Source organism: Paenibacillus sp. UNC451MF, assembly GCF_000686845.1.
Classification (GTDB): Bacteria; Bacillota; Bacilli; order Paenibacillales; family NBRC-103111; genus Paenibacillus_S.
Genome location: NZ_JMLS01000001.1, coordinates 319310 through 341984 on the forward strand (window position 1 = coordinate 319310; position 22675 = coordinate 341984).

Here is a 22675-nt window from a genome sequence, read left to right on the forward strand (position 1 = left end):
GAGATGCAACCGAATATTTTGCTCATATCGGTAGATCAGATGCGGGGAGATTGCTTGAGCATTCTGGATCATCCGGTAGTGGATACGCCGAATCTGGACCAGCTGGCTAGACAAGGCGTGCTGTTTCGCAATGCCTACTCGGCAACGCCCAGCTGTATTCCGGCTCGAGCAGCCATGCTGACGGGAATGAGCCAGCATAACCACGGGAGGGTAGGCTATCAGGATCAGGTGCCGTGGAATTACACGGATACGCTTCCTGCAGTGTTGGCACAGAATGGCTACCATACGCAATGTGTAGGCAAAATGCATGTTTATCCCGCACGCAATCTATGCGGCTTTCACAATGTGGTGATGCACGACGGCTATTTGCATCATAATCGGTATAAAACAAAGAATACTGTTGCGGAGTCCTTCGACAGCTGTGATGATTACTTGCCCTGGCTTCGTGAGCGGGCGGGGGCCAGTTGTGATTTGTTGGACCTTGGGCTTGACTGCAATGCGTCGACCATAGCCCGTCCGTGGCATTTGCCGGAGGCGCTGCATCCGACCAACTGGGTGGTGACGCAGTCGATCGACTTTTTGCGCAGACGGGATCCGCGCAAGCCATATTTCTTAAGTATGTCCTTCGTGCGGCCTCATCCGCCGTTCGATCCCCCTCAAGCTTTCTTAGATATGTATCTGGATGCAGATATTCCGGAGCCGGTCGTAGGTGATTGGGCGGAAGCCGAGGACACGGAGAGATTCGGTTTAAATCCGATTACGAACAAAGGGATCGTACCGAAGAACAGACTTAGAAGAGCTCAGGCTGCCTACTATGCTCTTATTACTCATATCGATCATCAGATCGGCCGCTTCTTACAAGCCATGGTCGAATACGGTGTTCATAACAATACGGTCATTCTATTCACATCGGATCACGGCGAGCTTCTTGGAGATCATCATTTATTCCGCAAAGCGCTCCCCTATGAAGGAAGTGCCAAGGTTCCATTCCTATTGTCCGATCCGGGGAACATGCTGAATTTGAAGCATAATACGACGAACGAGCAGGTTATAGAAATTAGAGATATCATGCCGACGTTGCTGGACGCCGCAGGCGCTTCTATTCCGCAGAGCGTTGACGGATTGAGTTTGCTTCCTTTGGCAAGAGGAGAACAGGCTCCATGGCGCGAGTTCATTCACGGGGAGCATGAGGGTAAGGACATGTCGAATCATTACATAACGGACGGGAAACAGAAGTATATATGGTTCTCGCAAACCGGTCGTGAACAGCTGTTTGATCTACAGCAGGACCCTCAGGAAATGAATAATAGGGTCGATGATCCTATGTACAGAACAAGCCTCGAAAGTTGGAGAGGGCGTCTGGCAGTCGAATTGGCGGAGCGGGAGGAAGGCTACAGTGACGGAAACCAGCTTATTATCGGTTGTCCGGCGCAAACGGTATTGAAGAGGTCATTTGCAGCAGCTACATAAAAATAGGTAACAAAAGCACTGGATGCAGATCCGGTGCTTTTGTTCGTTAAAAAACGTGGACTCCTTTTTACTTGTGGAAAAGCACGAACAGGGCAAGAGCGGAATACAAGTATAAAATCGGTAAACATTATAAGTTTTACTTATGCATTTCCAAAGAAAAGTTGATTAATGGAGGTTAGGCAGCATGAAACTACTTGAATCCGTCAAGCAAGTGTTTCAACATGTAGTAGCACCATCAGGCCATGAATTGAGAAGAGCCATCGAGCAATTGAAACTGGAACCTCAAGAGGTGGCCTCGTATGTGACGGAGCCTGCTACATTACCTTATGGAAGAAGAGTGCTGTTCCAGTCGGAGCATGTTGAGGTGATCCTGATCCATCTGCCGGCAGGACATGAAACTTATATTCATGACCATGGAGAGTCCATCGGCTGCGCGTTCGTGCTTGAGGGGGAGCTGACGAATAAGCAGTATTGGTTGGATAAAGAAGGCTACGCCTACGAATGCGGAGAGGCTGTACTTGGTCCATCCCAATTTCTGTTCGCTCCGAAAGGTCAGATCCATCAAATGTGCAATTACGGCAAGCAAAGAGTGGTTACCCTGCACGCTTATACTCCTGCAATGAAAGATACGAAGGTGTATTACCCATACGAGCAGGTGCTAGATTATGTTATATAGGATGCCGTTCATGGGTTTGTCCAGCATTACAACGCCGCAAGGCGTTTTTCTTTTTCCTCAATAGCCAACCGTACCTGGGACAGAAGGGGTTTAGCAATGACGAATAGAATTATGAATGGTAATTGGCCAATTTTAGCAGGGGTTGATGTTCTACGAAAGGGGGGATGGGCTTGGATAACGCTAAGAAGCAATTGCTGAATCATCAGCTCTCGTATTTGCGGGTTCAGCTGCTTTTTGCCAAGCTATCGGTGTGTGGTCCGGATTGGATGAAATATCATTTCACCCCTTCCTATAATAAAATATATCTCATTCGCGAAGGGGAAGGATGGCTCCAAATCGGCAAAGAACAGCTTCGGCCCAAGCCGGGGGAGCTCGTTTTTATTCCTGGAGGCTTAGAGCAGTCCTATTCTGTGACCACCGGGACTCCGTATACGATGCAGTGGTGCCATTTCAAATCAAACATGAATTTTATGCGTTTGTTCCAATTATTCGGCATTTCCAAGGTGGTTAGTGTTGGGGAAAATCTGGAGCTGCAGCAGCGATTTCGCGAGCTGGAGGAGCACCGCAGCGATAAGGGGCCGTCAACCTCCCTCAAGATACAATCGTCCTTGTTCTCGATTATTTCCTATTTCATCGATCATGCTATTATGGACAAGAGCCAGGAAGCTGCCAACGACTCTATCCGGAAACTGACGGAGACGATCGAATATATCGATACCTTTTTAACGAGGGAGCTGACCATCGAGGAGCTTTCGCAAAACGCTCATTTTCACCCTAATTATTTTATTCGGATATTCAAAAGGCATCTCGGCATGCCGCCGATGCGTTACATTCATGAGCGCAGGCTGGAGAAGGCAAAGCTGCTGCTTGGTTCTACGGATTTAACTGTGGGAGAGATTGCACACAAGAGCGGGTTTAATGATGTATCTTATTTTTCCGCTGCTTTTAAGAAGAGTGCCGGAGTGTCACCTTCGGAGTATAGGAATTTGTTCACCGGCAGCGATTGGACGAAGTAGCACAGATGGACAAAGAGGTTAATTTTACAACAATATTGGTTAGGCTGACAGCTTACGAGGGTTATTGAAAGCGCTGTATTATGTTAAGTGTGGGCTTATGTTTAAGCGGACACAATTATACGGCGAGGTGGGAAATGATGAGGATGAAGTCCGGGTTTAGAGCATTGATGGCTTTATGTGTAGTGTTAAGCGGAGGGATGCCACTAGGGGTGAACGACAATGTATTGCACGCCCAGGAAAGTATTCCAACCCAATTGTACGTTGCCAAAAACGGCAGCGATACGTTCGAAGGAACAATCAGCCGTCCTTTTGCCACATTGGAAAAAGCACGTGATGCTATTCGCGAGTTGAAAAGCGGCGGAGCGCTCCCTGCAGGCGGAGTCAAAGTGTCGATCAGAGGCGGAGAATATCGCTTCACCGATACGTTTCAATTGGATGATAGGGACTCAGGAACAGTTGATTCCCCGATTACTTATGAAGCTTATAATGGAGAAAAGGTATCGTTCGTCGGTGGAGATACGCTGGACGTATCCTTGTTCCATCCGGTCACTGATCCGTCCGTATTAGCCAGAATTCCCGAGGAAGCTGGCAGCAAGGTGCTACAGCTGGATTTGAAAGCACTTGGAATAACGGACTACGGTGTGCTTGGCAGCACAACGAATGTTCCACCAGAACTGTTCGTCAACGGTAACGTGATGACACTTGCGCGTTGGCCCAACAACGGTTTCACGACTGTGAATCAGGTTGTGTACTCTCCTGACTCGGCGGCAGGCACTGGATATACGTTCACCTATAAGGATGAAGGACTGCACAAATGGCAAAGCAGTGATTATACATGGATGCTAGGCTACTGGGGCAATGACTGGGCAACCAACGACCTTCAGATTAAGTCGATCGATACGGAACGTAAAAGCATCGAGACTTACAAAGGAACCAGCTATGCGATGAAGGCCGGACAACGGTTTTACTTCTACAATATTCTTGAGGAGCTTGACGCTCCGGGAGAATGGTATATGGACCGTAATACGGGCATGCTGTATCTATACCCGCCGACTCCGCTTCAGGCAAGCAAGATTCAATTGTCTGTATTCAATAAAAATCTTATTACGATGAACAATACGTCGAATGTGGTATTTAGCGGTCTTGCGATGGAGGTTCATAGGGGCAATGCCATCGATATTACGGGTGGGGAAAATAATCGGATTCAGTTTTGTGAAATCAGTAAAATGGGCGGATACGCAGTCAAAATCAACGGAGGAAGGAACAACGGCGTCTATGGCTCGAGTATCTACAGCATGGGTAATGGTGGAGTTTCGCTGAATGGCGGTGACTTTACAACATTAACCCCTGCCGGGAACTATGCGGACAATAACGATATTTATAACTATGCCAGAATTAAGCTAACCTACACCTCTGCAGTAGAGCTGAACGGGGTGGGTAACCGCGCAACCCATAATAAAATGCATAACGCTCCACATCTCGCGATCCAGTTTAGAGGAAACGATCATGTCATGGAATACAATGAAATCTATGATGTGGTCAAAGAAACAGCGGATGCATCGGCCATTTACTCAGGCAGAAGCTTTGTCTGGCGCGGGAATGTAATTAACTATAATTATTTTCATGATATCGTTGCCAGTGATCTGAGAGTGTCGACAGCAGCCATTTATTTGGACGATTACATGAGCGGCGTGGAGATGCGGGGCAACGTCTTCTATAACATTGGCAAGCAGGCATTTAAGCTGGCTAACGGACGAGAGAATATCGTTGAGAATAACATTGTCATCGATACAGGTTCCTCCATTGCCTTCATGACTCGCGGTTACAAGCCTGGTGAGAAGAACTATGAGTCGTTAATGAGCAAGTTCGATCAGGTTCCGTATCAAAGTGAAATTTGGGGACAGCGCTATCCGACGCTGCCTAACATTTTGAATGACGAACCCTTGCTGCCTAAGCGTAATGTGGTGCGCAACAACGCGATTGTGAGCAGCGGGCCTATTACCGGAGACAGCCAGAATATGAAGCTTGGGACATTCGAGAACAACCTTTCTTTTGCCAACAAAAATGACATAGGCTTTGTCGATGCAGCTAATGGAAACTTCCAATTGAAAAATGATTCCGTTATTTTTTCAAGCATACCCGAATTCCAATCGATTCCGTTCGGCGATATTGGAGTCAAGGCAGCGGGACTGCCGCCGGCTCAGTCAGGATTATCCGTCAAATCGGTTGAGTATCCGCAGAACGGAGGAGACGTTACCGTAGGTATGAGCTTGAATGGAAACTCCCTTGCAGCTGTTAAAGACGATTCCCGTCAGTTAACCTTAGGGACGGATTACGTCGTTCAAGGCTCATCCGTGCTTTTGAAAAAAGCTTATCTGGCCTCGCTGCCGCTTGGCTATCATGCTCTATCGTTTTCTTTTAGCGCTGGGAATGATGCATTTTTGAACGTAAATGTTATGCCTCCAGCAAGCGCACAGTTAGGATCAGCATCCCTTAAATATTCGCAAAACTCAGGCGACAGTACGCTCAGTATGAGCTTAAACGGGAATTCACTCGTCTCGATTCAAGAGGGAAGCCGGGTGCTGAAGGAAGGAACCGACTATATCAATAACGGCACTTCCGTAACGCTAAAGAGCGCATATCTCTCTAAGCTGGGGCTCGGGCAATACACCCTTCGCTTCACCTTTAGTGCTGGGAAGGATGCTGTGCTGACGATTAGCGTGGTTCAAGAAAGCTACACCTTGAATAAAACCTATGCTGCTTCGTCCAAATGGAGCGATGATTACAGCGCAACAAAAGCTTTTGACGGCAATAATACGACTCGTTGGTCGGCAGAGAAGGGCAAAACGACGAATCAATACTTGACTGTCGATTTCGGAGATAGCATTACGTTCAACCAAGCGATTCTGCGAGAAAGCTCTTACCCGAGGGTGAATAATTACGTATTGCAATACTCGGAGGATGGTATCAACTATATCGATATCCCGGGAACGGCAGGTACTTCCATAGGTGCGAGCAAGACGATCGATTTTGATCCTGTAACCGCACAGTATTTACAGCTCATGATGTACTCGACCAAGCTGGAATCCGGGGTCAGCAAAGAGCCGACGATTAATGAAGTGGAGGTATACTATGTACCGCCGGCTACCCCTATTGAACTTACGATTCCCGGAGATCTGACAGTGGAAGCGACAGGAGAAAGAACAGCAGTAGATATAGGGAAAGCTACTTCGACAGAAGGAGTTATCATCACTAATGATGCTCCCAATGATTTTCCGCTTGGAACTACTGTTGTCACCTGGATGGCGAAGGATTCACAAGGACGCACTCAGACAGCAACCCAAAGGGTAAATGTGGTGGATACGCAGCCTCCTGTAATTGCTGGTGAGGTGACGACACAGCCCAATAGCAACGGATGGTACAACACGAGTGTGACGGTTCATTTTACAGCGACTGACAGCGGTTCGGGGATTGCAAGCGTAACTCCGGACACGACGGTCTCTACGGACGGGAAAAATCAGACGGTAACCGGAACGGCCACGGATAAAGCAGGAAATACGGCGACAGCCGCTGTTTACGGCATTCACATCGATACTCTCAAGCCGACGATTGATATCCAGACTGCATCGTCTTATACGACATCGCAGAGCATGACCGTGACCTATTCGGTGTACGATTCGTTGTCTGGGGTGGAGAAAGCATCAGCCCTCTTGAATGGAAAACCGGTAGAGATCGGTCAAAAGGTGAAGCTAGCTGCGCTGGCAGGAAATAATACGCTAACTGTGACGGCATCCGATAAAGCGGGCAATACAACAGTGCAAACGGTATCGTTTCAGGTTATTATTGATGCTGCTGTGGATATCAGTCCAAAAACACTGAATCTAAAAAGCCAAGGCGGAGCCAACTCGATGACTGCGAATATTGAATTGCCTCCAGGTTATTCAGCATCACAGATTAATAGAGGCTCGGTTCGGTTAACAGTAAACGGTACGGTTATAGCAGCCCAAATTAATACGCAGGATGGGGACGATGACCGAGGCGGCAAAGGAAAAAGCATGACAGTCAAATTTGATAGGCAAAAGGTGATTGAGGCTTTGGGCAAAACCAATGGTAATGTGACTTTATACCTCAGTGGGAGCCTAAGCGATGGAAAAAGCTTTACCGGTAGCGATACGATCAGAGTTATTCATTGATGGAGCTTTAAAGTTTGACCGTTAGACGCCGCAAGGCGTCTTTTTGTTTGAGGAGGAACCCTTCCAAATTATCAAAATTCTTGAGTAATAATAAGCTCTTTACATAATGGTAAATGATGGTAATATAGTGTGTAATTGTTTTTCTAGACTGATTAGGGAGGGCCGTTAATGCACGGTTGCGAACGCCGATAGGATCTATGTTATGGAGCAGGGCAGGGGAGCCGAATCGAGAACTCACGACGATCTGATGCAAGGAGATACACTGTACAAGAAGCTTGTGTTATCTCAAGAGGAGCTTCTACAAGGAGCTTGATCTAAGTGAGCTTTTGTTCGCACAGGAAGCTATTTTACGTAGTAATCCATGATGTCAATAAACTTTCAGGAGGTACAAAATGAGAACCGATTTGAGAGTAGCACTGCCAAAGGATGGTCTTGCGCCTGCCGTGCAATTGCTTGAGAAAGCGGGTATTCCCGTACCCGCCCATCTTCTGAATTCAAGAGCCTACTTGATCCCGTTTCAATCGATAGAATGGTTGATAGTGAAGCCGATTGACATCCCTTTGCTTGTTGAGCGGGGAGCTGCTGATCTGGGAATCGCGGGCAAACATATTATAATGGAGCAGGCAAAAGAGACGGTGGAGCTGTTGGAACTTGGAACGAACCGTGTTGAATTGACCTTATTCGGTGACACGGAGCTGCTGAGCAAGCCGGATCTGAAGGTTGCGACGAAATATCCGAATATCACTTCAAGTTATTTTATGGATAAAGGCAGGGACGTCAGAACGATGTCCATCATTTATGAAACAGGGCCTATGTCCGATGCCGTCGTGGCCGATGTCTCCGAATATATGAATCCTATGGGTAGGAAGGTACTGGATACGGTACTTTCCGTGACGGATCGGCTCATTGCCAACCGGAGCAGCTTTGTCGTTAAGAAGCAGCGTATTGATGAGTTTTGCTCATCCGTAGCCCGTGTCGTATAGTTGAACGGCAAAAAGGCGGCTGTATGAGCCGCCTTTGATGGACGAATGCAATTGCGCGTGAGCCTCTCACCCTTATGGCTGCAGAGGCTTTTTTCTCATTCTTACAACATAACTGATATAAATGATCAAATAAAGAACGAACATGAAGCTGGATACACGGTACATCATCGCATAATTCGTCGCTGCCGCGATAGGTCCCAGGATAAGAGCGCCGAGCCCGATCCCAAGATCAAATGCGGAGAAGAAGGTCGCATTAGCTGCTCCGCGACGTTCAGGAGCGGCACGCTGGATAATCCACGCTTGGAGCGAAGGCTGAATCGCGCCAAAACCAACGCCGTAAAAGGCGGCTGCTGCCATCAGGCCGCCTGTGCCTGTCGTATAGGAGAGCAGGATCATTCCGACCAGACTGAACAACGCCCCGGGGAGAAGCACCCAAACATGTCCACGCGTATCGAAGATTTTGCCGGAAATAGGTCGTACAAGAAACAGCATAATGGCATTAACCGAGAAAAACCACCCTACGTTGGCTATCCCCTGCTCTTTACCGAACAAGGTGATGAAGCTGACAATCCCCCCATAGGTTAAGGAAAGGAGCAGTACAAGCAGGGAGGGGAACAAAGCTTGCTTATCCACCAGACGAGACAGCAGGCTTCCTTGAGGTGGTTTGCCTTTCCCGCTGCCTGAAGAAGTATCCTTCTTGCCTACCAGCATAGAGACCAGCAGCGACAAGAGGGTAAGGACAAACGATACCGTGAAAAGTACTGTAAAACTAAATGAATTAATGATGGCAATGCCGCTCATTGGTCCTAACGCCATGGCAAGCGTAGAAGCCAGACCGAAATATCCCATCCCTTCGCCTCTGCGGGACGCCGGAATAATATTCGACGCCATCGTACCATACGTTGTGGTTGAAATACCCCAGCCGATCCCGTGCACGACACGCAGCATATAAATGACCCCCACACTAGCGGCGGCTATGTAGCTTCCTATAGCGATCAAAGTAATAATAGATCCTACGATTAAAATTAACCTTCCGGATAGCATGTCGAGGGCAGCTCCCGAAAAAGGTCTAATAATTAAAGCAGAGATCGTCAAAATAAAAATAACCATTCCTACAGCCGAATTGTCTCCTCCGAGCTGCGTTACATATGCCGGGATCGTCGGCAGCAGCATCTGAAATCCAAAAAACAGCAGCAGGTTGGCGAGAGCGAGCAAAATAAAGGTGCGGGTCCATAACGGTTCTTTACCCGGCTTTTGTTGATTGAGCGGTTGTTCTATCGTTTTTTCACGATCCGCCACGGTCTGACTCATAAACCCTTCCTCCTTTAAGCTTCATCCATCATGTTGATTATTACGATACTTAATAAATAAAAATGTTTACTAAATAAATTATACACGCCATTTCCCAAAAGTAAATACATACTTTTCCGTTGCTCGGAAATGACTGGCGCCGCTGCAAGTATACGCGCTTACTTGCTCTGCAATGACAAGCGGTGCAGCACTATCCAGTCTAAAGTTCGATACTCGTACTTACATAGCTTTAATAATTTGGTTATAATAATAGTAGTAATGCTTATGCATAGTATGCTGACATATTGTATAGGATGGTGAAAGCCATGCATTTCGTTAATCCGCAAATGACCGTAACGATTGGCGCAGCAATGGCGGCCTGTATGGCCATGATGGTTAGGATGCGGGCATCCAATAAAGCTGTTAACCCGAAGAAGCTGCTAATTCCACCCTTCGCGATGAGCACGGGTTTTCTTATGTTTGTAGCTCCAATGACTCGAATTCCACTCTCATGGGGGATTATTGCTTTCTTAGTCGGAGCAATCCTGTTTTCTTATCCGTTAATTCGGTCCTCCCAAATGGAGGTGCGTAACGGAGAAGTCTATCTAAAACGCTCCAAAGTATTTATTTTTATTCTTGTGGGGCTCCTAGTTATTCGACTCGTGCTGCGTCAAATCATTGAGCAATATGTGACGCTGCCTCAGACAGGAGTGATCTTCTTTTTGCTGGCATTTGGAATGCTGCTGCCCTGGAGATTGGCGATGTACGCACAATTTCGCAAGCTTCAGCCCACTCGGAATATACAAGAATAATTTTATTGAAAAAGCTTCTATTGCCGCTTGCGGGATGGAAGCTTTTTTGGTGTCCATAAACGGAGGAATGAGGACGGCAGTACCCGACATACAAATAGATTAACAAGTATGTGAACGAGGGGGCTTGTCCTATGTCTTTTTTTGAAAAGATGAAGCAGGGAGCATCCGATGCCGCCAAAAAAGCGCAGCAAACGGTGGAAACGACACGGCTTAGAACACAAATTTCCTCAAAGGAACGTGAAATTGAAAAAGCGTTTCTCCTCATAGGAGAATGTGTATTTCAAGCACATGGTTCCGGCAATTGGAAAAAGTCGGAGCGGGAGGTTGTAGCCTATTGTGAACATATCAATCAACTGCGGCAAGGCATCCAGGCCATCGAGCAAAAGATCAAGCTAGCCAAAAATGAAAAAGAGTGCCGCTGTGGAAAAGTAGTCGCCATAGACGTCAAATTTTGCCCGGTATGCGGATTTCAGTTTGAAGATTTACAGCGTGCCGAGGAGACGGATGAGGCCATTCAAGTCATGTGCCGTTCCTGCCGCAATTATAACGAAGTGGGAGCCAAGTTTTGTGCGCATTGTGGAACCGTTATTTAGACATGAAAGAAGAGAAGACTGTGCCTTCTCTTCTTTTTTGTTCCTTTATTTTTTTGCTGCGAGCCAATCGGCTAAGCCTTGTATTTCCTCATCCTTTAATTGGGACTTGAATGCAGGCATCCCACCGCCACCTGCGCTGATTTTTGCTGCAATTTGGTCTTTGGAGAGCTTACCGCCCACCTTAGCCAGGTTAGGGCCGGTTTTACCTTCGAGATTCCCACCATGACAGGCGACACAGCTTTGCTTGTAAACCGCTTCGGCATTGACTGTACCCCCAGTCGTTCCGCCTGTTGTGCCTCCTGTTGTCCCGCCAGTCGTTCCACCACCTGTGGAAGGTGTTGTTGTAGGAGACGGAGAAGGTGTCGCTTGATTCTTCGTTCCGCATGCAGATAAGCTAAGGGTTAAGGCAGCTGCTAACAGGATGACTGTCCATTTGTGTTTCATCTTAGTTCCTCCATTATTTGCTTGGTATCGTCCTGTTTCTCAACGGTAACGTCTTCTACCATCCCTCTGGTAGAATTACGAAATTCCCGAAGAGTATCGCCGAATGCTCTCCCTAATTGGGGAAGCTTGGCGGGACCAAATACGATAAGGGCTATGATCAATATAATGACCAACCCTGATACCCCGATGTTGTTGAACATGGTTATTCCTCCTTAGAGTTTTGCCTTTGGCAAAACTAACTTCGAAAGCGGTACTAAGTTTTGCCTTCCCTTCAACTGTTGCTAGGCATAGGTGCAATTTTACGGCGGTAGTACTGCCCCGAAACAATGACACTCAGCTCAAACAGAAGGATCAGCGGAATCGTGACCGACAAGTGGGAGACGAAATCCGGCGGAGATATGCATGAACCGGTAATAGCTAGACCGAGGTAAGCATATTTCCTTGCTTTTTTCAGCCTTTCCGGCGTCAGAACTCCAATACGGGTCAAAAATAAGACGACTACAGGCATCTCAAACGCGACGGCCAACGGGAAGATCACGTTGAACATAAAGGAGAAATACCTGTCTATCCCGTATGTTTCCACAGCGCCAATACTTTGATTCATATTTTTCATAAATCGCACCATCATCGGAAATACCACGGAGTAGCTGAAGGCAACTCCGGATAAGAAAAGGAAGAACGCTGCCGGGATATAAGCAAATGTTTCCTTTGCCTCCGCATCGGTTAAGCCGGGCCTGACAAACGCCCATATGTGATACAGCAAAATGGGCAGAGTCAGAAATACGGCAAACACAAATGCGCATTTCATATAAATGAACAGCCCGTCTGTAAATGAAAACACGTTCCATTCGATATGTACGGCAGCAGGTTGGGAACGGATGTACTTCAATATACCGGGGGACAAGTAGAATCCCCCGCCTAATGTAAGTACGAACCATGCAATGACGATAATCAACCGTTTTCTGATTTCAGCCAGGTGCGCGATAAGCTCCTCGTTGGCTTCCAATGCTTTCACCCCGCTATACTAAAGACCCCGGTGTTTTTAAATATTTTACAATCCCCTCAGAAGCACGATAGGCTAGAGCGCCTACCACTGCAGTAGGGTTGTAGCCGCTATTGTGAGGAAATGCGGAAGCTCCTACGACAAACACATTTTCCACATCCCACATTTGCAGGTAGTTGTTAACTGCTGAAGTCGTTGGATCGGCTCCCATAATCACTCCGCCGGTATTATGGGTGGATTGATAAGGGACGATGTTGTAATTTTTGAGCTCCGCATTGGTCTGCTGGGTGGTCGGCTTCATTTCCTTCATGATGGCCTCGGCTTTACTTGCAATGAACTTGACCATCTCGCGATCCTGATCTTCAAAGTCGTAGGTAACACGAATTAATGGGTTTCCGTAAACGTCTTTGTATGTAGGATCAAGATCTAGATAATGGTGTCTCCACGGCATATTCGACCCTTGACCGCTAACGGAGAGTACACGGTTCGTATATTTAATGGAAGCCGCCTTGTACTCCTTGCCCCACGCCGGAGTTCCTTTTGGCGTTGAGTTGTTGGCTATGGGACGAAGGCCCGCCTGAGCGATACGGATACCGGCTCCATGGATGAAATTCAAATTGGAGTGGTCGAAATTATCTCCGTTGAAGTCATCAACCTCCGTGCCGAGAGCTCCTGCTCCTGCATACAGGTTAAACTCCTGATCATCATAAAATCCGATGGAGTTAGCCCCATTGACCTGATACGCGTAATTACTACCGATAACGCCAGTTCCTGATTTGGGATCGTACGGCTTACCGAGTTTGGAGTTCAGCAGCAAACGGACATTGTTAAATACAAAGCTAGTCAAAATAACCACATCGGCCGGTTGTTCAAACTCTTCGCCTGTTATCGTGTTAGTATAGGCAACCCCTGTAGCTTTCTTCCCGTCATTCAACACTCTGGTCACGTTAGATTCGGTTCTTAGCTCAAAATTTCCGGTCTTCTGCGCTACCGGTATAACGGTGACGACCGGATCCGCTTTAGCTCCATACTCGCAGCCGAAGCGCTCACAAAATGCGCAATATTGACAAGCAGCCCGCTCAATACCGTCCGGATTGGTATATTGGGTGGACAGGTTGGCGGATGGATAGGTGTAAGGATGGAATCCAAGCTTTTTGGATGCATCTTCAAACATTTGCATAATCGGCGTTTTCTTCATTGCAGGCGTTGGGAAAGGATTGGAACGCTTGCCGACCATCGGGTTCTGCTCAGGTTCTCCTGATATGCCCGCCATTTTTTCAAACTTATCGAAATAGGGTTCTAATTCGTCATAGGTGATACCCCAATCTTGAATCGTCATTCCATCAGGGATTTTTTTAGCGCCATAGCGCTCAATCGTTTTGGATTTAATCTCAAAGTCGTACGGCAGGAACCGGAAATATTGACCGTTCCAGTGCACGCCGGCACCACCCAAGCCTTCTCCCAGGATAAACGACCCGTAGGAGCGCATCGGAATCGCGGTTCCCTTCTCATTGTTGCGGAACGTGACGGTTTCTTTGGATAAGTCCTGTGCCAATCCATACTGTTGGGCGTAACGAAGCTCATCATGAACCATGTAGTAATCTTCGGTTTTTCTGCCTTTGCCGCGCTCGAGGCCAACTACCTTGACCCCTGCTTTAGCGAGCTCACAGGCGATAACACCGCCCGTCCAGCCCATGCCAACGACGACAGCAGACACTTTTGGTAACGTTGTAGCCATGCTGTTCCAGACTCCCTTCTAATGGCTCAAATGGTCACGCAGACTTTGCGGATCCATTTTCACAAATTCTTTTTTGTCGATAATGTCCAGATAACTCATTTGGTTGCCCGGGTAATTTTTCATTTTCCAGCCGAGCATATTTTTATTGCCTCCGTACAACGGATCGGAATAGACGCCCTCCATGGTGAAGTTCGTTAACAATTTAAAAAATACGGGGCCTGTGGAGCCATATAGTTTAATGTCATTACCTGCTTCCAGCGCTTTGAGTACCTCGTCCTGTTCGGCTTCGCCCAAGTCCAAAAACGATTTCTGATATTTGGTCTGGCTTAAGTTCTGAATGGCTTGCAGACCCATCGTAAACAATTCATGCCGTCTTACGTTTGGGAAATTACCTTGTGTCGCTTCTCCAGCCAGAAAAGGTCCCATCATATATTCCCTGGCGTTAATCCCCCATTGTCCGGCTAATTGGTGGTCAATAAAATAAGCTACGCCCAATTCCTTAGCTCCAGGGCCCAAGTCATCTTTAGGATAGATCCGCTCGGTTGCTGCTTCCGTCAGACGGAACTGCTCCTGGGAAAAGAACATCAAAGCTTGATTATAGTCTGCGCCGGGTTGAGCGGCTTCCGGCTGCTTGGCCGGCTCGGTTGTTTTGGGAGTAAGGCCGCGCCCTATGACACCTCCAACGACGCCACCTACAACAACACCACCGATTGCGGCACCAGAATATTTCAGAAACTTACGCCTTGAGTCACTTTGCGGTTGATTCGTATTATCCGGCAAAGTAAGCACCCTCCTTTAGTCATAAATGTTTGGATATGGGTAAATTACCTGTAATGCCGTTAGTTTCCCTGTATTTTTCCTTTTTATGCGAATAAACCAAAAATTTATACAGCATGAGAAAACCTCTATCGAAACTTTCCTATGTGGTAAAAAAGCAATTGCCATTGTGCAAACCCGCATGGTAATATATAACAATTAAGTGGGAGGGCTTCTAGGGATCCGACGGCAAACTGCCGGTTCGAACCAAGCGAAGCCAAGCGCGCAAATAGCTGCGTTACACCGTAGGGATAAAAGACCTCGAGCAAGTTCCGCCTGTCCAGGCGAAACCGTGCGGGGTCTTTTCTGCTTTAGCGGAAGAAAGGAGTATTTGAGGATGAAAGCAATTCAAGTGGACGGACTATCGAAGTCTTTTGCCATAAAGCAAAAGGAAAAAGGGCTTGGAGGCAGCATTCGATCGCTATTCAAGCCGAGATTTATCGAAAAAGCGGCGGTTCACGACATTGATTTGACAGTTGAGACAGGAGAGACGTTGGCTTTCCTAGGCCCTAATGGAGCCGGTAAGTCGACAACGATCAAGATGCTGACAGGTATTCTTCATCCGTCAGGAGGCTCAGCTGAGGTGCTAGGTCTGTGTCCCTGGAGAGAAAGAAGCCGACTGGCTTACCATATCGGCTCTGTCTTCGGCCAGAAGTCGCAGCTATGGTATCATCTCCCGCCGATGGATTCCTTCGAACTGATGAGCCGGATCTATGAATTGAAGAGAGAGGACTACAAGAGCCGAAGAGACGATCTGGTTCGTCGGTTTGAGCTGGAGCCCTATTTACATACTCCGGTACGCAAGCTGTCTCTCGGGGAACGTATGCGCTGCGAAATCGCTGCGGCGATGCTGCATCGGCCTAAGATTGTATTTCTAGATGAGCCGACGATTGGACTGGATGTCATTGTGAAGCAGAAAATTAGAGAGCTCATTTTGGAGATGAATCGTGAGGAAGGAACGACCATTTTCTTAACTTCACATGATGCAGGGGATATCGAGCAGTTGTGTAAACGAGCCATTGTTATTAATCACGGACAGGTCATATTGGATGATAATGTGGATCGAATGAAGAGGGAGCTACTAACGGAGAAAACGATTCACTTGAAGCTGCAGGAGGCAGGAGCACCTTTCGACTTTCCTGGCGTTGAACTGCTTAGTCAAGAGACAATGGAAATGAAGCTATCCATTGACACAACGGCGGCAAGCATGGAGCAGGTGCTTTCACACATCGTTGCTCAATACCGTGTAGTCGATGTGACCATTGAAGATCCGCCGATGGAACAAATCATTACTCATATTTACGCACGTGAGGGCAGATATGGAAGTAATGAGGAGCGGGGGGAGGCTGGATGAATCAAGAAGGACGGGACCTTAACAAGCTTGTATCGCACGACAGCATAACAAGACTGCTGTCCCCACCACCCACCATCGTCGGTAAGCTGATCAAATACGGTGCCATTGGCCGGATAACGCTCCGCAATCATTTCGCTTATGTTTATGATTTTCTCATACGGTCCATCTTCCTAATCATTATCATGTATATCTTCGTGCAGCTGTGGAGGGTGACCTATCAGGGAGAGGGCAGCAGCCTAATTGAAGGATACAGCTACGAGCAGATCATTTGGTACATCTTGTTCGCTGAGGCGCTCACTACTGCGTTTCCGAGCTTGGCTACCCGTGTGGAGGAAGAAGTCAAGAATGGGGATGTCGGATATAAGCTAACGCGACCTTTAAACTACATTGGATATCATTACGTAGGCTATATAAGCGAGGTAGGCATACGTTTGCTCGTCAATCTATGCGTGGGAGGATTGCTTGGGGTCGCTTTGTTCGGATGGCCTGCCTTCGGTTGGGGTTGGGCTGGGTTCATCCTGATGTCTGCAGGAGCGATAACCGTTAATTTTTTACTCAATATGGCGCTTGCGCTGAGTGCCTTTTGGGTAGAAGAAACGCGAGGGCTAGAGTTTGTGTACCACAAGCTCCTATTTACGATTGGCGGGATGCTGATGCCACTCGAGCTGTTCCCTCAAGCACTTCAGAATGCTTGCCGTTGGCTGCCGTTCCAGACCGTGCTGTATTTTCCGGCAAGAACAGCCGTCCGCTGGGGGGATTCCTCCGTCCTGCCAATGCTGCTGACGCAGGGCATATGGATTGTGCTGCTGGCAGCGGGAGTCGCTTTAATTTATCGGCAGGGTGTTCGCAAGGTCAATGTTAATGGAGGATAGAAAAGAAGGAGATTGGACGCTATGATAAACAAAATGAAAGGGATAGTTCTCTTCATGTGGAGCTGCTGGAAGCTGAATTTAGCGGGAGCGATGGAGTTTCGACTAAGCTTTCTGTTGACTGCGGGCATGATGATGGTGAATAACGCTGTCTGGATATTGTTCTGGGGGATATACTTCCAGCGGTTCCAGGTTGTTAACGGCTGGACCTTGCAGGATGTGATGATGATGTGGGCAGTAAGCTCAGGAGGATTTGGCTTGTCCGCTGTATTGTTCGGTAACGCATATCGGATAGCTTCTTTAGTTGCCGCAGGGCAGCTGGATATTTACTTGTCACAGCCAAAGCCGGTATTGCTGCATATATTGATCAGCCGGATGTCGGTATCGGCTATAGGGGATATTCTTTTTGCGCTTATCATCTATGCTTTCTTTGGGAATCTGTCCATGCTCGGAATCGGCAAGTTTGTGCTAGCGCTGCTTGTAGCGATGTTAATATTTATGTTTTTCGTCGTTATTGCACAGTCGCTAGCCTTCTTTATAGGCAATGCCGAAGGAATAGGGCAGCAGCTATTTAACGGTATGCTTGCTTGCTCTACTTATCCTACAGGCATTTTCAGAGGTGCAGGAAAGCTGATCTTGTTCACGATTATACCCGCAGGCTTTATTAGCTACATGCCCATCGGACTACTGCGTTCGATAGAACCTGTGTTTCTACTTCAGGCGCTTGGCGTAGCGTTTTTTCTGACGATTGGAGGTACGGCTTTCTTTTATTATGGGTTAAAAAGGTACAGCTCCGGTAATATGATGGGGATGAGAATGTAGCGCAGGTGATAATTGACAATTCTGATGGAACTTTTTGGTTGCCCCAGCGTCTCTTTTTGTTAGGAGGGGATATCATTGCCTATACTAGGGACTATTCCAAAGCCTATAGAACGGTCGCGCTGGCGTACTTGGCTTGGGATTGCTTATTACCGGCTGCGTCGCCGGTTGGAGTGGATGCGCAGTCGCTCAAGCTACGCATCTACCCAAAGCTCTACAGAACTTCCTTATGTCATATTTACTCACCGTACCCCATTGCTCCGTCAGCTGAAGGATGTCGATATGAGGCTGCAGCACAATAAGGTTGTAAATTTGAGAATCGCTGGAGAGCGATTGAATGGAATTGTATTGAAGCCTGGGGAAGCTTGGTCTTACTGGAAGGCTATCGGAAAACCGACGAGGCGAAAGGGTTATCTGGATGGAATGGTACTTCATAAAGGAAAGGTACGTACTGGTGTAGGGGGAGGTCTATGCCAGCTGTCTAACCTGATTTACTGGCTTTCTTTGCACACTTCGCTGCAAGTTACGGAGCGTTATCGGCATGGTTATGATGTCTTTCCTGATGCGGGAAGATCACAACCTTTCGGGACAGGGGCTACCTGCTTTTACAATTATTTGGATTTGCAGTTGTATAATCCGACGGAAGCTGCCTATCAGCTGCGAGTCTATTTGACGGAGGATGAGCTTGTCGGCGAATGGAGATCGGATCAACCCGTACGCTACCGCTACGAAATTGTTGAGAAAAAGCACTGGTTTACACAGGAATTATGGGGAGGATATGTACGTCATAATATCATTTTCCGCAATCAATATAATACTTCAGGAGAGTGGATAGGTGAGGAATGGATTGCCGAGAATCATGCGCTAATGATGTATGAACCTTGTCTACCATCCGGAAGCTGAGTATTCCGTCCTATCTTTCAAACTTATTGTCAAAAAAAGTGTACTTATTTGGCGAAATTAGGTATAATGAGAGGGAATATAGACCTATGGCATTTACGTGATTTTGTCGTAAAGGGGACCTTTTGTATAATGAAGGCAGAATATATTAATCCTTTTTTGGAATCTGCAAGGATTGTCATCGAGCAAGTTGCCAATATCCGCCCTTCAACCGGGAATCTTGGGATAAAAGACGTAAAGTTCGTAGAGAACTACATATGGATTCAAATTGGGATGACCGGACAGATGCAGGGCGATATCGTATTTGGACTTCATGAAGCGGTTGCTTTGAAAATGGTTTCAGCCATGATGGGCGGCTTTAATGTGACGGAAATGGATGAAATGAGCAGGAGCGCCATCTCGGAGCTCGGCAATATGATCAGTGGCAATGCTAGCACCATGTTGTTTAATCAAGGAGTTAAGGTCGATATTACGCCGCCGAAGCTGATGCATTCCGCGAATTCCGCTGGATTTCTACCAAAGAAGGCATTGACGATACCACTTATTATGGATGGAATCGGTGAGCTGGATATTCAAGTTTTGATCGTATAAATGAAATGCATTACAATACAAAGTGGAAGCATCCTTTTGGGATGTGATCCACTTTTTTTAGTTGAATGGAATATAGATCGAAAGCAGAGCGCAAAGGTCTTTAATAATAGATCCACGTCCGGCTACATGAAGTAATGGGAGGAAAAGTATATGTTTTTTGGAAAAGTAGCTGTAATAACGGGGGCTTCGAGCGGTATTGGCGCTATTATGGCACAGAAGCTTTCGGAGAGAGGGGTTACTCCGGTGCTCATGGCTCGTTCGGTAGAAAAGCTGGAGCAAGTTGCGGCTTCCTTGAGAGTTCCCTGCGGTATATTCCAGCTCGATGTAACTTCGACAGAACAGGTTAACGAGACGATCCAGAAGGTTATCGATCAATACGGCAGAATTGATATATTAATAAACAATGCGGGCTACGGAGTATTTGATAAGTTTATTGATGCTCCACTGGAAGAATTCGAGAGCATGATGGATGTAAATTACATGGGGACTGTTCGCTGCACCAAGGCTGTACTGCCTCACATGCTGAAAGCGAGCAGCGGACATATTGTTAACATCGCTTCGATGGCAGGCAAGATCGGATCAGCCAAATCTTCAGGTTATTCGGCAACCAAGCATGCGGTGCTTGGATTTACTAACTGCCTGCGGCAGGAGCTTGTCGATACAGGGGTTTATATGACCGCAATGAATCCTGGGCCGATAGATACTCCATTCTTCGATAGAGCCGATCCAACCGGCAACTACGTGAAAAATGTCAAATGGTTCATGCTAAAGCCAGAGCAAGTAGCGGACAAAGTGCTTCGCGCAATTGAGCGGCGTATTCCGGAGATCGACATGCCCTTCATGGCAGGAGTTGGCGTTAAGCTGTTTCAATTGTTCCCGCGCGCATTCGATAAAGTCGCCTACAAGGTGCTCAATAAGAAGTAAGCTGCCTGTCTGATCGGGACTTCTATTGAGTAAAAAAGAGCCTGAGACAGATGTCCCAGGCTCCTTCGCATTTTTAAGCTTCGGATCCATTCCCATTGAGCCTGTTGTAAGCCTCGATCAGCTTCAGAACCGGGATGCCGTCGATCGTCATTCCTTCCATGGAGCAGCCAGTGATGTTCACTCCGTCTAAGGTGCAATCGGTTATGCTGCTGCCGTGGAGATCGCAGTTCTCAAAGCGAAGCGGGCGCTGTTGCTCACCCTCTACATAGCCCGGGTGGTCCACTGGGGGGAGACCGATGTTATGAATGTAAGCTCCGCCAAGCTGAGCACCGTCAATCTCCAGGTCACTTAAGTTAGCATCGTTAATGCGGGTACCGCTTAAGTTGACATCTGTAAAGCGGAGACCTCTTAAATCACCGCATTGAAAAGATGAATCCGGCATGGATATATTCCGGAAGGTTACTTGTTCACCGCGGCCGTTGATGAACTCCGACCCCGAGAAGTTAGATTGGTGCAGTTGGATTTGCTGGATTGGTTCTGTTTTGTCTTTGATTTCGATTTGTTCGCTTTGACGCCCTTGGAATAATGGCATTCTCAATTCACCGCTTTCATTAGAATGAATGGATGAGTGGATATTAATTCCACCTGCATTATAGACGCTTGGAACGATCCGTTTCTGACATGGACTTGGTTTAAAGTGTAATAATAGAAAAAAGACAGGAATACAAAGCTTCCGGTCTTAACATGAAGTAGATTTGAAGGAGAGCATTAGAGAGTTATTCCTGCTCCATATTTTTATTGCGTTCCTTCAATTGCAAGTTTAAGTCTCGAATTTCTTCGAAAAGCGCACGAACGGCAGCTTTTCCTTCTGGATGCGATTGGTTCCAGTGGCTTGTCAATGCGGGCATCGATCTGTGAATATGATTGTAAATGGACCAAGCCTTTATTTTTTCCACCATTTCAGGAGAGGAACTGCCTGTCACAAGCTCGGCGAATTTATCAATCAATGCATCGAGTTCGCTTTGAAATTGGGGATTCATAGAAGCTCCACCTTTCAGAACATAATAATATGACTTATTGTAACCATAGTTAGTCTAGCGCACGAACGCATTTCTGTCAAAATAAGGGTCGACTCTAAATAAAAGATAATACGGGAAGGAGCGTGCAGGAGCTATGACTCATCTGAGTTCACTGGATGAACGGGAACAACGATTATGTAAGGATACGTCTTTACTTACACAAACAAGCATAGTATGGACTAGGGAAGCGGGAGAGGCAGAGAGAGAGGCAGACGGCGGAAATTCGGTTCAGCCCGATTTGCTAATGGAAGAGGACAGGCAGCAGGTCCCTCCGAATGGCTCTCTGTTAGAGAGAGAACCACTACGAAGCCGATACAAAGGAATTTTGCTTTATCGACTCACTTATATCAGCGAAGGATTGCAGGTAAAAGGATACTTAGCTGTCCCGGAGGCGAACGCTGCATCGGCTTCCTACCCTGGGCTTATCTACTGCCGAGGCGGTATTCGTAAAGTAGGCATGGTTCGGAAACGTCGTATTATGTCTATGGCGAAGCGAGGCTACGCCGTGTTTGCACCTTTCTACCGGGGAAATGAAGGGGGCGAGGGACGGGAGGACTTTGGCGGGGAAGACCGCTTCGATGTGTTTCACGCTATTACGCTTGTACAATCTTTGCCGGAGGTAAAACCGGGAAAGGTTCCGTTAATCGGATTTTCCCGTGGAGCCTTGATGGCTATGCAAGCTGCGAGGCATTGCGATCAGGCGGGGCCAGTTGTCGTCTGGGGCGGTGTCAGCGATCTGCTCGAGACTTACGAGGAAAGGGTCGACTTGCGCCGTATGCTGAAGAGGGTCGTAGGACATCCACGGAAGCAGAGCGAAGCGTACCAGGCCCGTTCACCGGTATTTTGGCTGGATGAGCTGAACGTTCCGATTCTTATCGTGCATGGAACGGCTGATTCCCAGGTAAGCGTAGCTCAAGCACGCAAGCTGGCGGAAGGACTGGAGCGGGCAGGCAAGGATTACGCCATGGAACTGTATGAGGGACTTGAGCACCGTTTTCCGCGAGATGCGGACGAGAAGGCTTTGGACTCGGTGTTTGCTTGGATATCCGGTAAGCTGGATATATCGAGGGAAGCTTGATGTTCCTTCTATCCATTGGTATGATGC

Annotated in this window: 22 protein-coding genes; 14 read left to right on the top strand and 8 right to left on the bottom strand. The window is 47.4% G+C overall.

The genetic code is table 11. The features are described 5' to 3' along the window. Nucleotides 1-3 precede the first annotated feature (3 nt). The 5 genes from BP97_RS0101360 to hisG all read left to right on the top strand — a co-directional run bounded on the left by BP97_RS0101360 (nucleotide 4) and on the right by hisG (nucleotide 8338). Nucleotides 4-1470: an arylsulfatase gene (locus BP97_RS0101360; protein WP_028547507.1), complete on the top strand. Its 1467-nt coding sequence runs from the start codon at nucleotides 4-6 to the stop codon at nucleotides 1468-1470. A gap of 184 nt (nucleotides 1471-1654) precedes the next feature. Then, complete coding sequence (locus BP97_RS0101365; RefSeq protein ID WP_028547508.1) at nucleotides 1655-2146, top strand: cysteine dioxygenase; 492 nt, start codon at nucleotides 1655-1657, stop codon at nucleotides 2144-2146. A gap of 170 nt (nucleotides 2147-2316) precedes the next feature. Then, nucleotides 2317-3162 (top strand): AraC family transcriptional regulator, encoded by an 846-nt coding sequence (locus BP97_RS0101370; RefSeq protein ID WP_028547509.1) that lies wholly within the window; start codon nucleotides 2317-2319, stop codon nucleotides 3160-3162. A gap of 134 nt (nucleotides 3163-3296) precedes the next feature. Further along, the gene (locus tag BP97_RS0101375) at nucleotides 3297-7355 is read left to right on the top strand and encodes a X2-like carbohydrate binding domain-containing protein (RefSeq protein ID WP_197035394.1); all 4059 of its coding nucleotides are present in this window, start codon (nucleotides 3297-3299) and stop codon (nucleotides 7353-7355) included. Nucleotides 7356-7747: 392 nt separating this feature from the next. Beyond that, the gene (hisG, locus tag BP97_RS0101385) at nucleotides 7748-8338 is read left to right on the top strand and encodes an ATP phosphoribosyltransferase (RefSeq protein ID WP_028547511.1); all 591 of its coding nucleotides are present in this window, start codon (nucleotides 7748-7750) and stop codon (nucleotides 8336-8338) included. Between the two features lie 72 nt (nucleotides 8339-8410). Here the strand turns inward: hisG and BP97_RS0101390 are convergent, their stop codons facing one another. After that, complete coding sequence (locus BP97_RS0101390) at nucleotides 8411-9649, bottom strand: MFS transporter (RefSeq protein ID WP_081823866.1); 1239 nt, start codon at nucleotides 9647-9649, stop codon at nucleotides 8411-8413. 305 nt (nucleotides 9650-9954) lie between these two features. Here BP97_RS0101390 and BP97_RS0101395 point away from each other — a divergent pair, with 305 nt between their 5' ends. Next, nucleotides 9955-10440 (top strand): CcdC family protein, encoded by a 486-nt coding sequence (locus BP97_RS0101395; RefSeq protein WP_231506180.1) that lies wholly within the window; start codon nucleotides 9955-9957, stop codon nucleotides 10438-10440. A gap of 131 nt (nucleotides 10441-10571) precedes the next feature. Beyond that, nucleotides 10572-11033, top strand: coding sequence for an FYVE zinc finger domain-containing protein (locus tag BP97_RS34815; RefSeq protein ID WP_036745308.1), 462 nt, complete (start codon nucleotides 10572-10574; stop codon nucleotides 11031-11033). Between the two features lie 45 nt (nucleotides 11034-11078). Here BP97_RS34815 and BP97_RS0101405 read toward each other — a convergent pair whose 3' ends face one another. The 5 genes from BP97_RS0101405 to BP97_RS0101425 form a co-directional block, all read right to left on the bottom strand. After that, entirely contained in the window at nucleotides 11079-11477 is a 399-nt protein-coding gene (locus BP97_RS0101405) for a c-type cytochrome (RefSeq protein WP_028547514.1), read from the bottom strand. Then, on the bottom strand, nucleotides 11474-11677 hold the full coding sequence (locus BP97_RS0101410; protein WP_028547515.1) for a twin-arginine translocase TatA/TatE family subunit: 204 nt from the start codon (nucleotides 11675-11677) through the stop codon (nucleotides 11474-11476). Before BP97_RS0101410 ends, BP97_RS0101405 begins: the two co-directional genes overlap by 4 nt. A gap of 71 nt (nucleotides 11678-11748) precedes the next feature. Then, entirely contained in the window at nucleotides 11749-12483 is a 735-nt protein-coding gene (gene tatC, locus BP97_RS0101415) for a twin-arginine translocase subunit TatC (RefSeq protein WP_028547516.1), read from the bottom strand. Between the two features lie 13 nt (nucleotides 12484-12496). Then, the gene (locus BP97_RS0101420) at nucleotides 12497-14218 is read right to left on the bottom strand and encodes a GMC family oxidoreductase (RefSeq protein WP_028547517.1); all 1722 of its coding nucleotides are present in this window, start codon (nucleotides 14216-14218) and stop codon (nucleotides 12497-12499) included. A gap of 18 nt (nucleotides 14219-14236) precedes the next feature. Further along, the gene (locus BP97_RS0101425; RefSeq protein ID WP_028547518.1) at nucleotides 14237-14998 is read right to left on the bottom strand and encodes a gluconate 2-dehydrogenase subunit 3 family protein; all 762 of its coding nucleotides are present in this window, start codon (nucleotides 14996-14998) and stop codon (nucleotides 14237-14239) included. A gap of 373 nt (nucleotides 14999-15371) precedes the next feature. Between BP97_RS0101425 and BP97_RS0101430 the strand changes: the two genes are divergently transcribed. The 6 genes from BP97_RS0101430 to BP97_RS0101455 all read left to right on the top strand — a co-directional run bounded on the left by BP97_RS0101430 (nucleotide 15372) and on the right by BP97_RS0101455 (nucleotide 20491). Continuing rightward, the gene (locus BP97_RS0101430; protein ID WP_028547519.1) at nucleotides 15372-16388 is read left to right on the top strand and encodes an ABC transporter ATP-binding protein; all 1017 of its coding nucleotides are present in this window, start codon (nucleotides 15372-15374) and stop codon (nucleotides 16386-16388) included. Next, complete coding sequence (locus BP97_RS0101435; RefSeq protein WP_081823867.1) at nucleotides 16385-17260, top strand: ABC transporter permease; 876 nt, start codon at nucleotides 16385-16387, stop codon at nucleotides 17258-17260. The genes BP97_RS0101430 and BP97_RS0101435 overlap by 4 nt, the downstream gene beginning before the upstream one ends. A gap of 21 nt (nucleotides 17261-17281) precedes the next feature. Then, the gene (locus BP97_RS0101440; RefSeq protein WP_231506181.1) at nucleotides 17282-18079 is read left to right on the top strand and encodes an ABC transporter permease; all 798 of its coding nucleotides are present in this window, start codon (nucleotides 17282-17284) and stop codon (nucleotides 18077-18079) included. Between the two features lie 75 nt (nucleotides 18080-18154). Continuing rightward, complete coding sequence (locus BP97_RS0101445; RefSeq protein WP_036745309.1) at nucleotides 18155-18979, top strand: VanW family protein; 825 nt, start codon at nucleotides 18155-18157, stop codon at nucleotides 18977-18979. A gap of 129 nt (nucleotides 18980-19108) precedes the next feature. Next, complete coding sequence (locus BP97_RS0101450) at nucleotides 19109-19567, top strand: chemotaxis protein CheX (RefSeq protein ID WP_028547523.1); 459 nt, start codon at nucleotides 19109-19111, stop codon at nucleotides 19565-19567. Nucleotides 19568-19717: 150 nt separating this feature from the next. After that, nucleotides 19718-20491, top strand: a complete 774-nt coding sequence (locus tag BP97_RS0101455) for an SDR family NAD(P)-dependent oxidoreductase (RefSeq protein WP_028547524.1) — start codon at nucleotides 19718-19720, stop codon at nucleotides 20489-20491. A gap of 73 nt (nucleotides 20492-20564) precedes the next feature. On the opposite strand, the gene BP97_RS34820 is transcribed toward BP97_RS0101455, so the two are convergent. Next, nucleotides 20565-21083, bottom strand: coding sequence for a pentapeptide repeat-containing protein (locus tag BP97_RS34820; RefSeq protein WP_051620263.1), 519 nt, complete (start codon nucleotides 21081-21083; stop codon nucleotides 20565-20567). Between the two features lie 184 nt (nucleotides 21084-21267). Continuing rightward, the gene (locus BP97_RS0101465) at nucleotides 21268-21531 is read right to left on the bottom strand and encodes a DUF2573 family protein (RefSeq protein WP_028547525.1); all 264 of its coding nucleotides are present in this window, start codon (nucleotides 21529-21531) and stop codon (nucleotides 21268-21270) included. 283 nt (nucleotides 21532-21814) lie between these two features. Here BP97_RS0101465 and BP97_RS0101470 point away from each other — a divergent pair, with 283 nt between their 5' ends. Beyond that, nucleotides 21815-22648, top strand: coding sequence for an alpha/beta hydrolase family protein (locus tag BP97_RS0101470; RefSeq protein WP_028547526.1), 834 nt, complete (start codon nucleotides 21815-21817; stop codon nucleotides 22646-22648). Nucleotides 22649-22675 lie beyond the last annotated feature (27 nt).

Bases quoted from the DNA above. Each gene is read 5' to 3' on its own strand.
- hisG (WP_028547511.1), top strand. From the start codon at position 7,748: ATGAGAACCGATTTGAGAGTAGCACTGCCAAAGGATGGTCTTGCGCCT.
- BP97_RS0101375 (WP_197035394.1), top strand. From the start codon at position 3,297: ATGATGAGGATGAAGTCCGGGTTTAGAGCATTGATGGCTTTATGTGTA.
- BP97_RS34815 (WP_036745308.1), top strand. From the start codon at position 10,572: ATGTCTTTTTTTGAAAAGATGAAGCAGGGAGCATCCGATGCCGCCAAA.
- BP97_RS0101405 (WP_028547514.1), bottom strand. From the start codon at position 11,477: ATGAAACACAAATGGACAGTCATCCTGTTAGCAGCTGCCTTAACCCTT.
- BP97_RS0101390 (WP_081823866.1), bottom strand. From the start codon at position 9,649: ATGAGTCAGACCGTGGCGGATCGTGAAAAAACGATAGAACAACCGCTC.
- BP97_RS0101365 (WP_028547508.1), top strand. From the start codon at position 1,655: ATGAAACTACTTGAATCCGTCAAGCAAGTGTTTCAACATGTAGTAGCA.
- BP97_RS0101450 (WP_028547523.1), top strand. From the start codon at position 19,109: ATGAAGGCAGAATATATTAATCCTTTTTTGGAATCTGCAAGGATTGTC.
- BP97_RS0101470 (WP_028547526.1), top strand. From the start codon at position 21,815: ATGGAAGAGGACAGGCAGCAGGTCCCTCCGAATGGCTCTCTGTTAGAG.
- BP97_RS0101465 (WP_028547525.1), bottom strand. From the start codon at position 21,531: ATGAATCCCCAATTTCAAAGCGAACTCGATGCATTGATTGATAAATTC.
- BP97_RS0101360 (WP_028547507.1), top strand. From the start codon at position 4: ATGCAACCGAATATTTTGCTCATATCGGTAGATCAGATGCGGGGAGAT.
- BP97_RS0101435 (WP_081823867.1), top strand. From the start codon at position 16,385: ATGAATCAAGAAGGACGGGACCTTAACAAGCTTGTATCGCACGACAGC.
- BP97_RS0101395 (WP_231506180.1), top strand. From the start codon at position 9,955: ATGCATTTCGTTAATCCGCAAATGACCGTAACGATTGGCGCAGCAATG.
- BP97_RS0101420 (WP_028547517.1), bottom strand. From the start codon at position 14,218: ATGGCTACAACGTTACCAAAAGTGTCTGCTGTCGTCGTTGGCATGGGC.
- BP97_RS0101410 (WP_028547515.1), bottom strand. From the start codon at position 11,677: ATGTTCAACAACATCGGGGTATCAGGGTTGGTCATTATATTGATCATA.
- BP97_RS0101455 (WP_028547524.1), top strand. From the start codon at position 19,718: ATGTTTTTTGGAAAAGTAGCTGTAATAACGGGGGCTTCGAGCGGTATT.
- BP97_RS34820 (WP_051620263.1), bottom strand. From the start codon at position 21,083: ATGCCATTATTCCAAGGGCGTCAAAGCGAACAAATCGAAATCAAAGAC.
- BP97_RS0101440 (WP_231506181.1), top strand. From the start codon at position 17,282: ATGATAAACAAAATGAAAGGGATAGTTCTCTTCATGTGGAGCTGCTGG.
- BP97_RS0101430 (WP_028547519.1), top strand. From the start codon at position 15,372: ATGAAAGCAATTCAAGTGGACGGACTATCGAAGTCTTTTGCCATAAAG.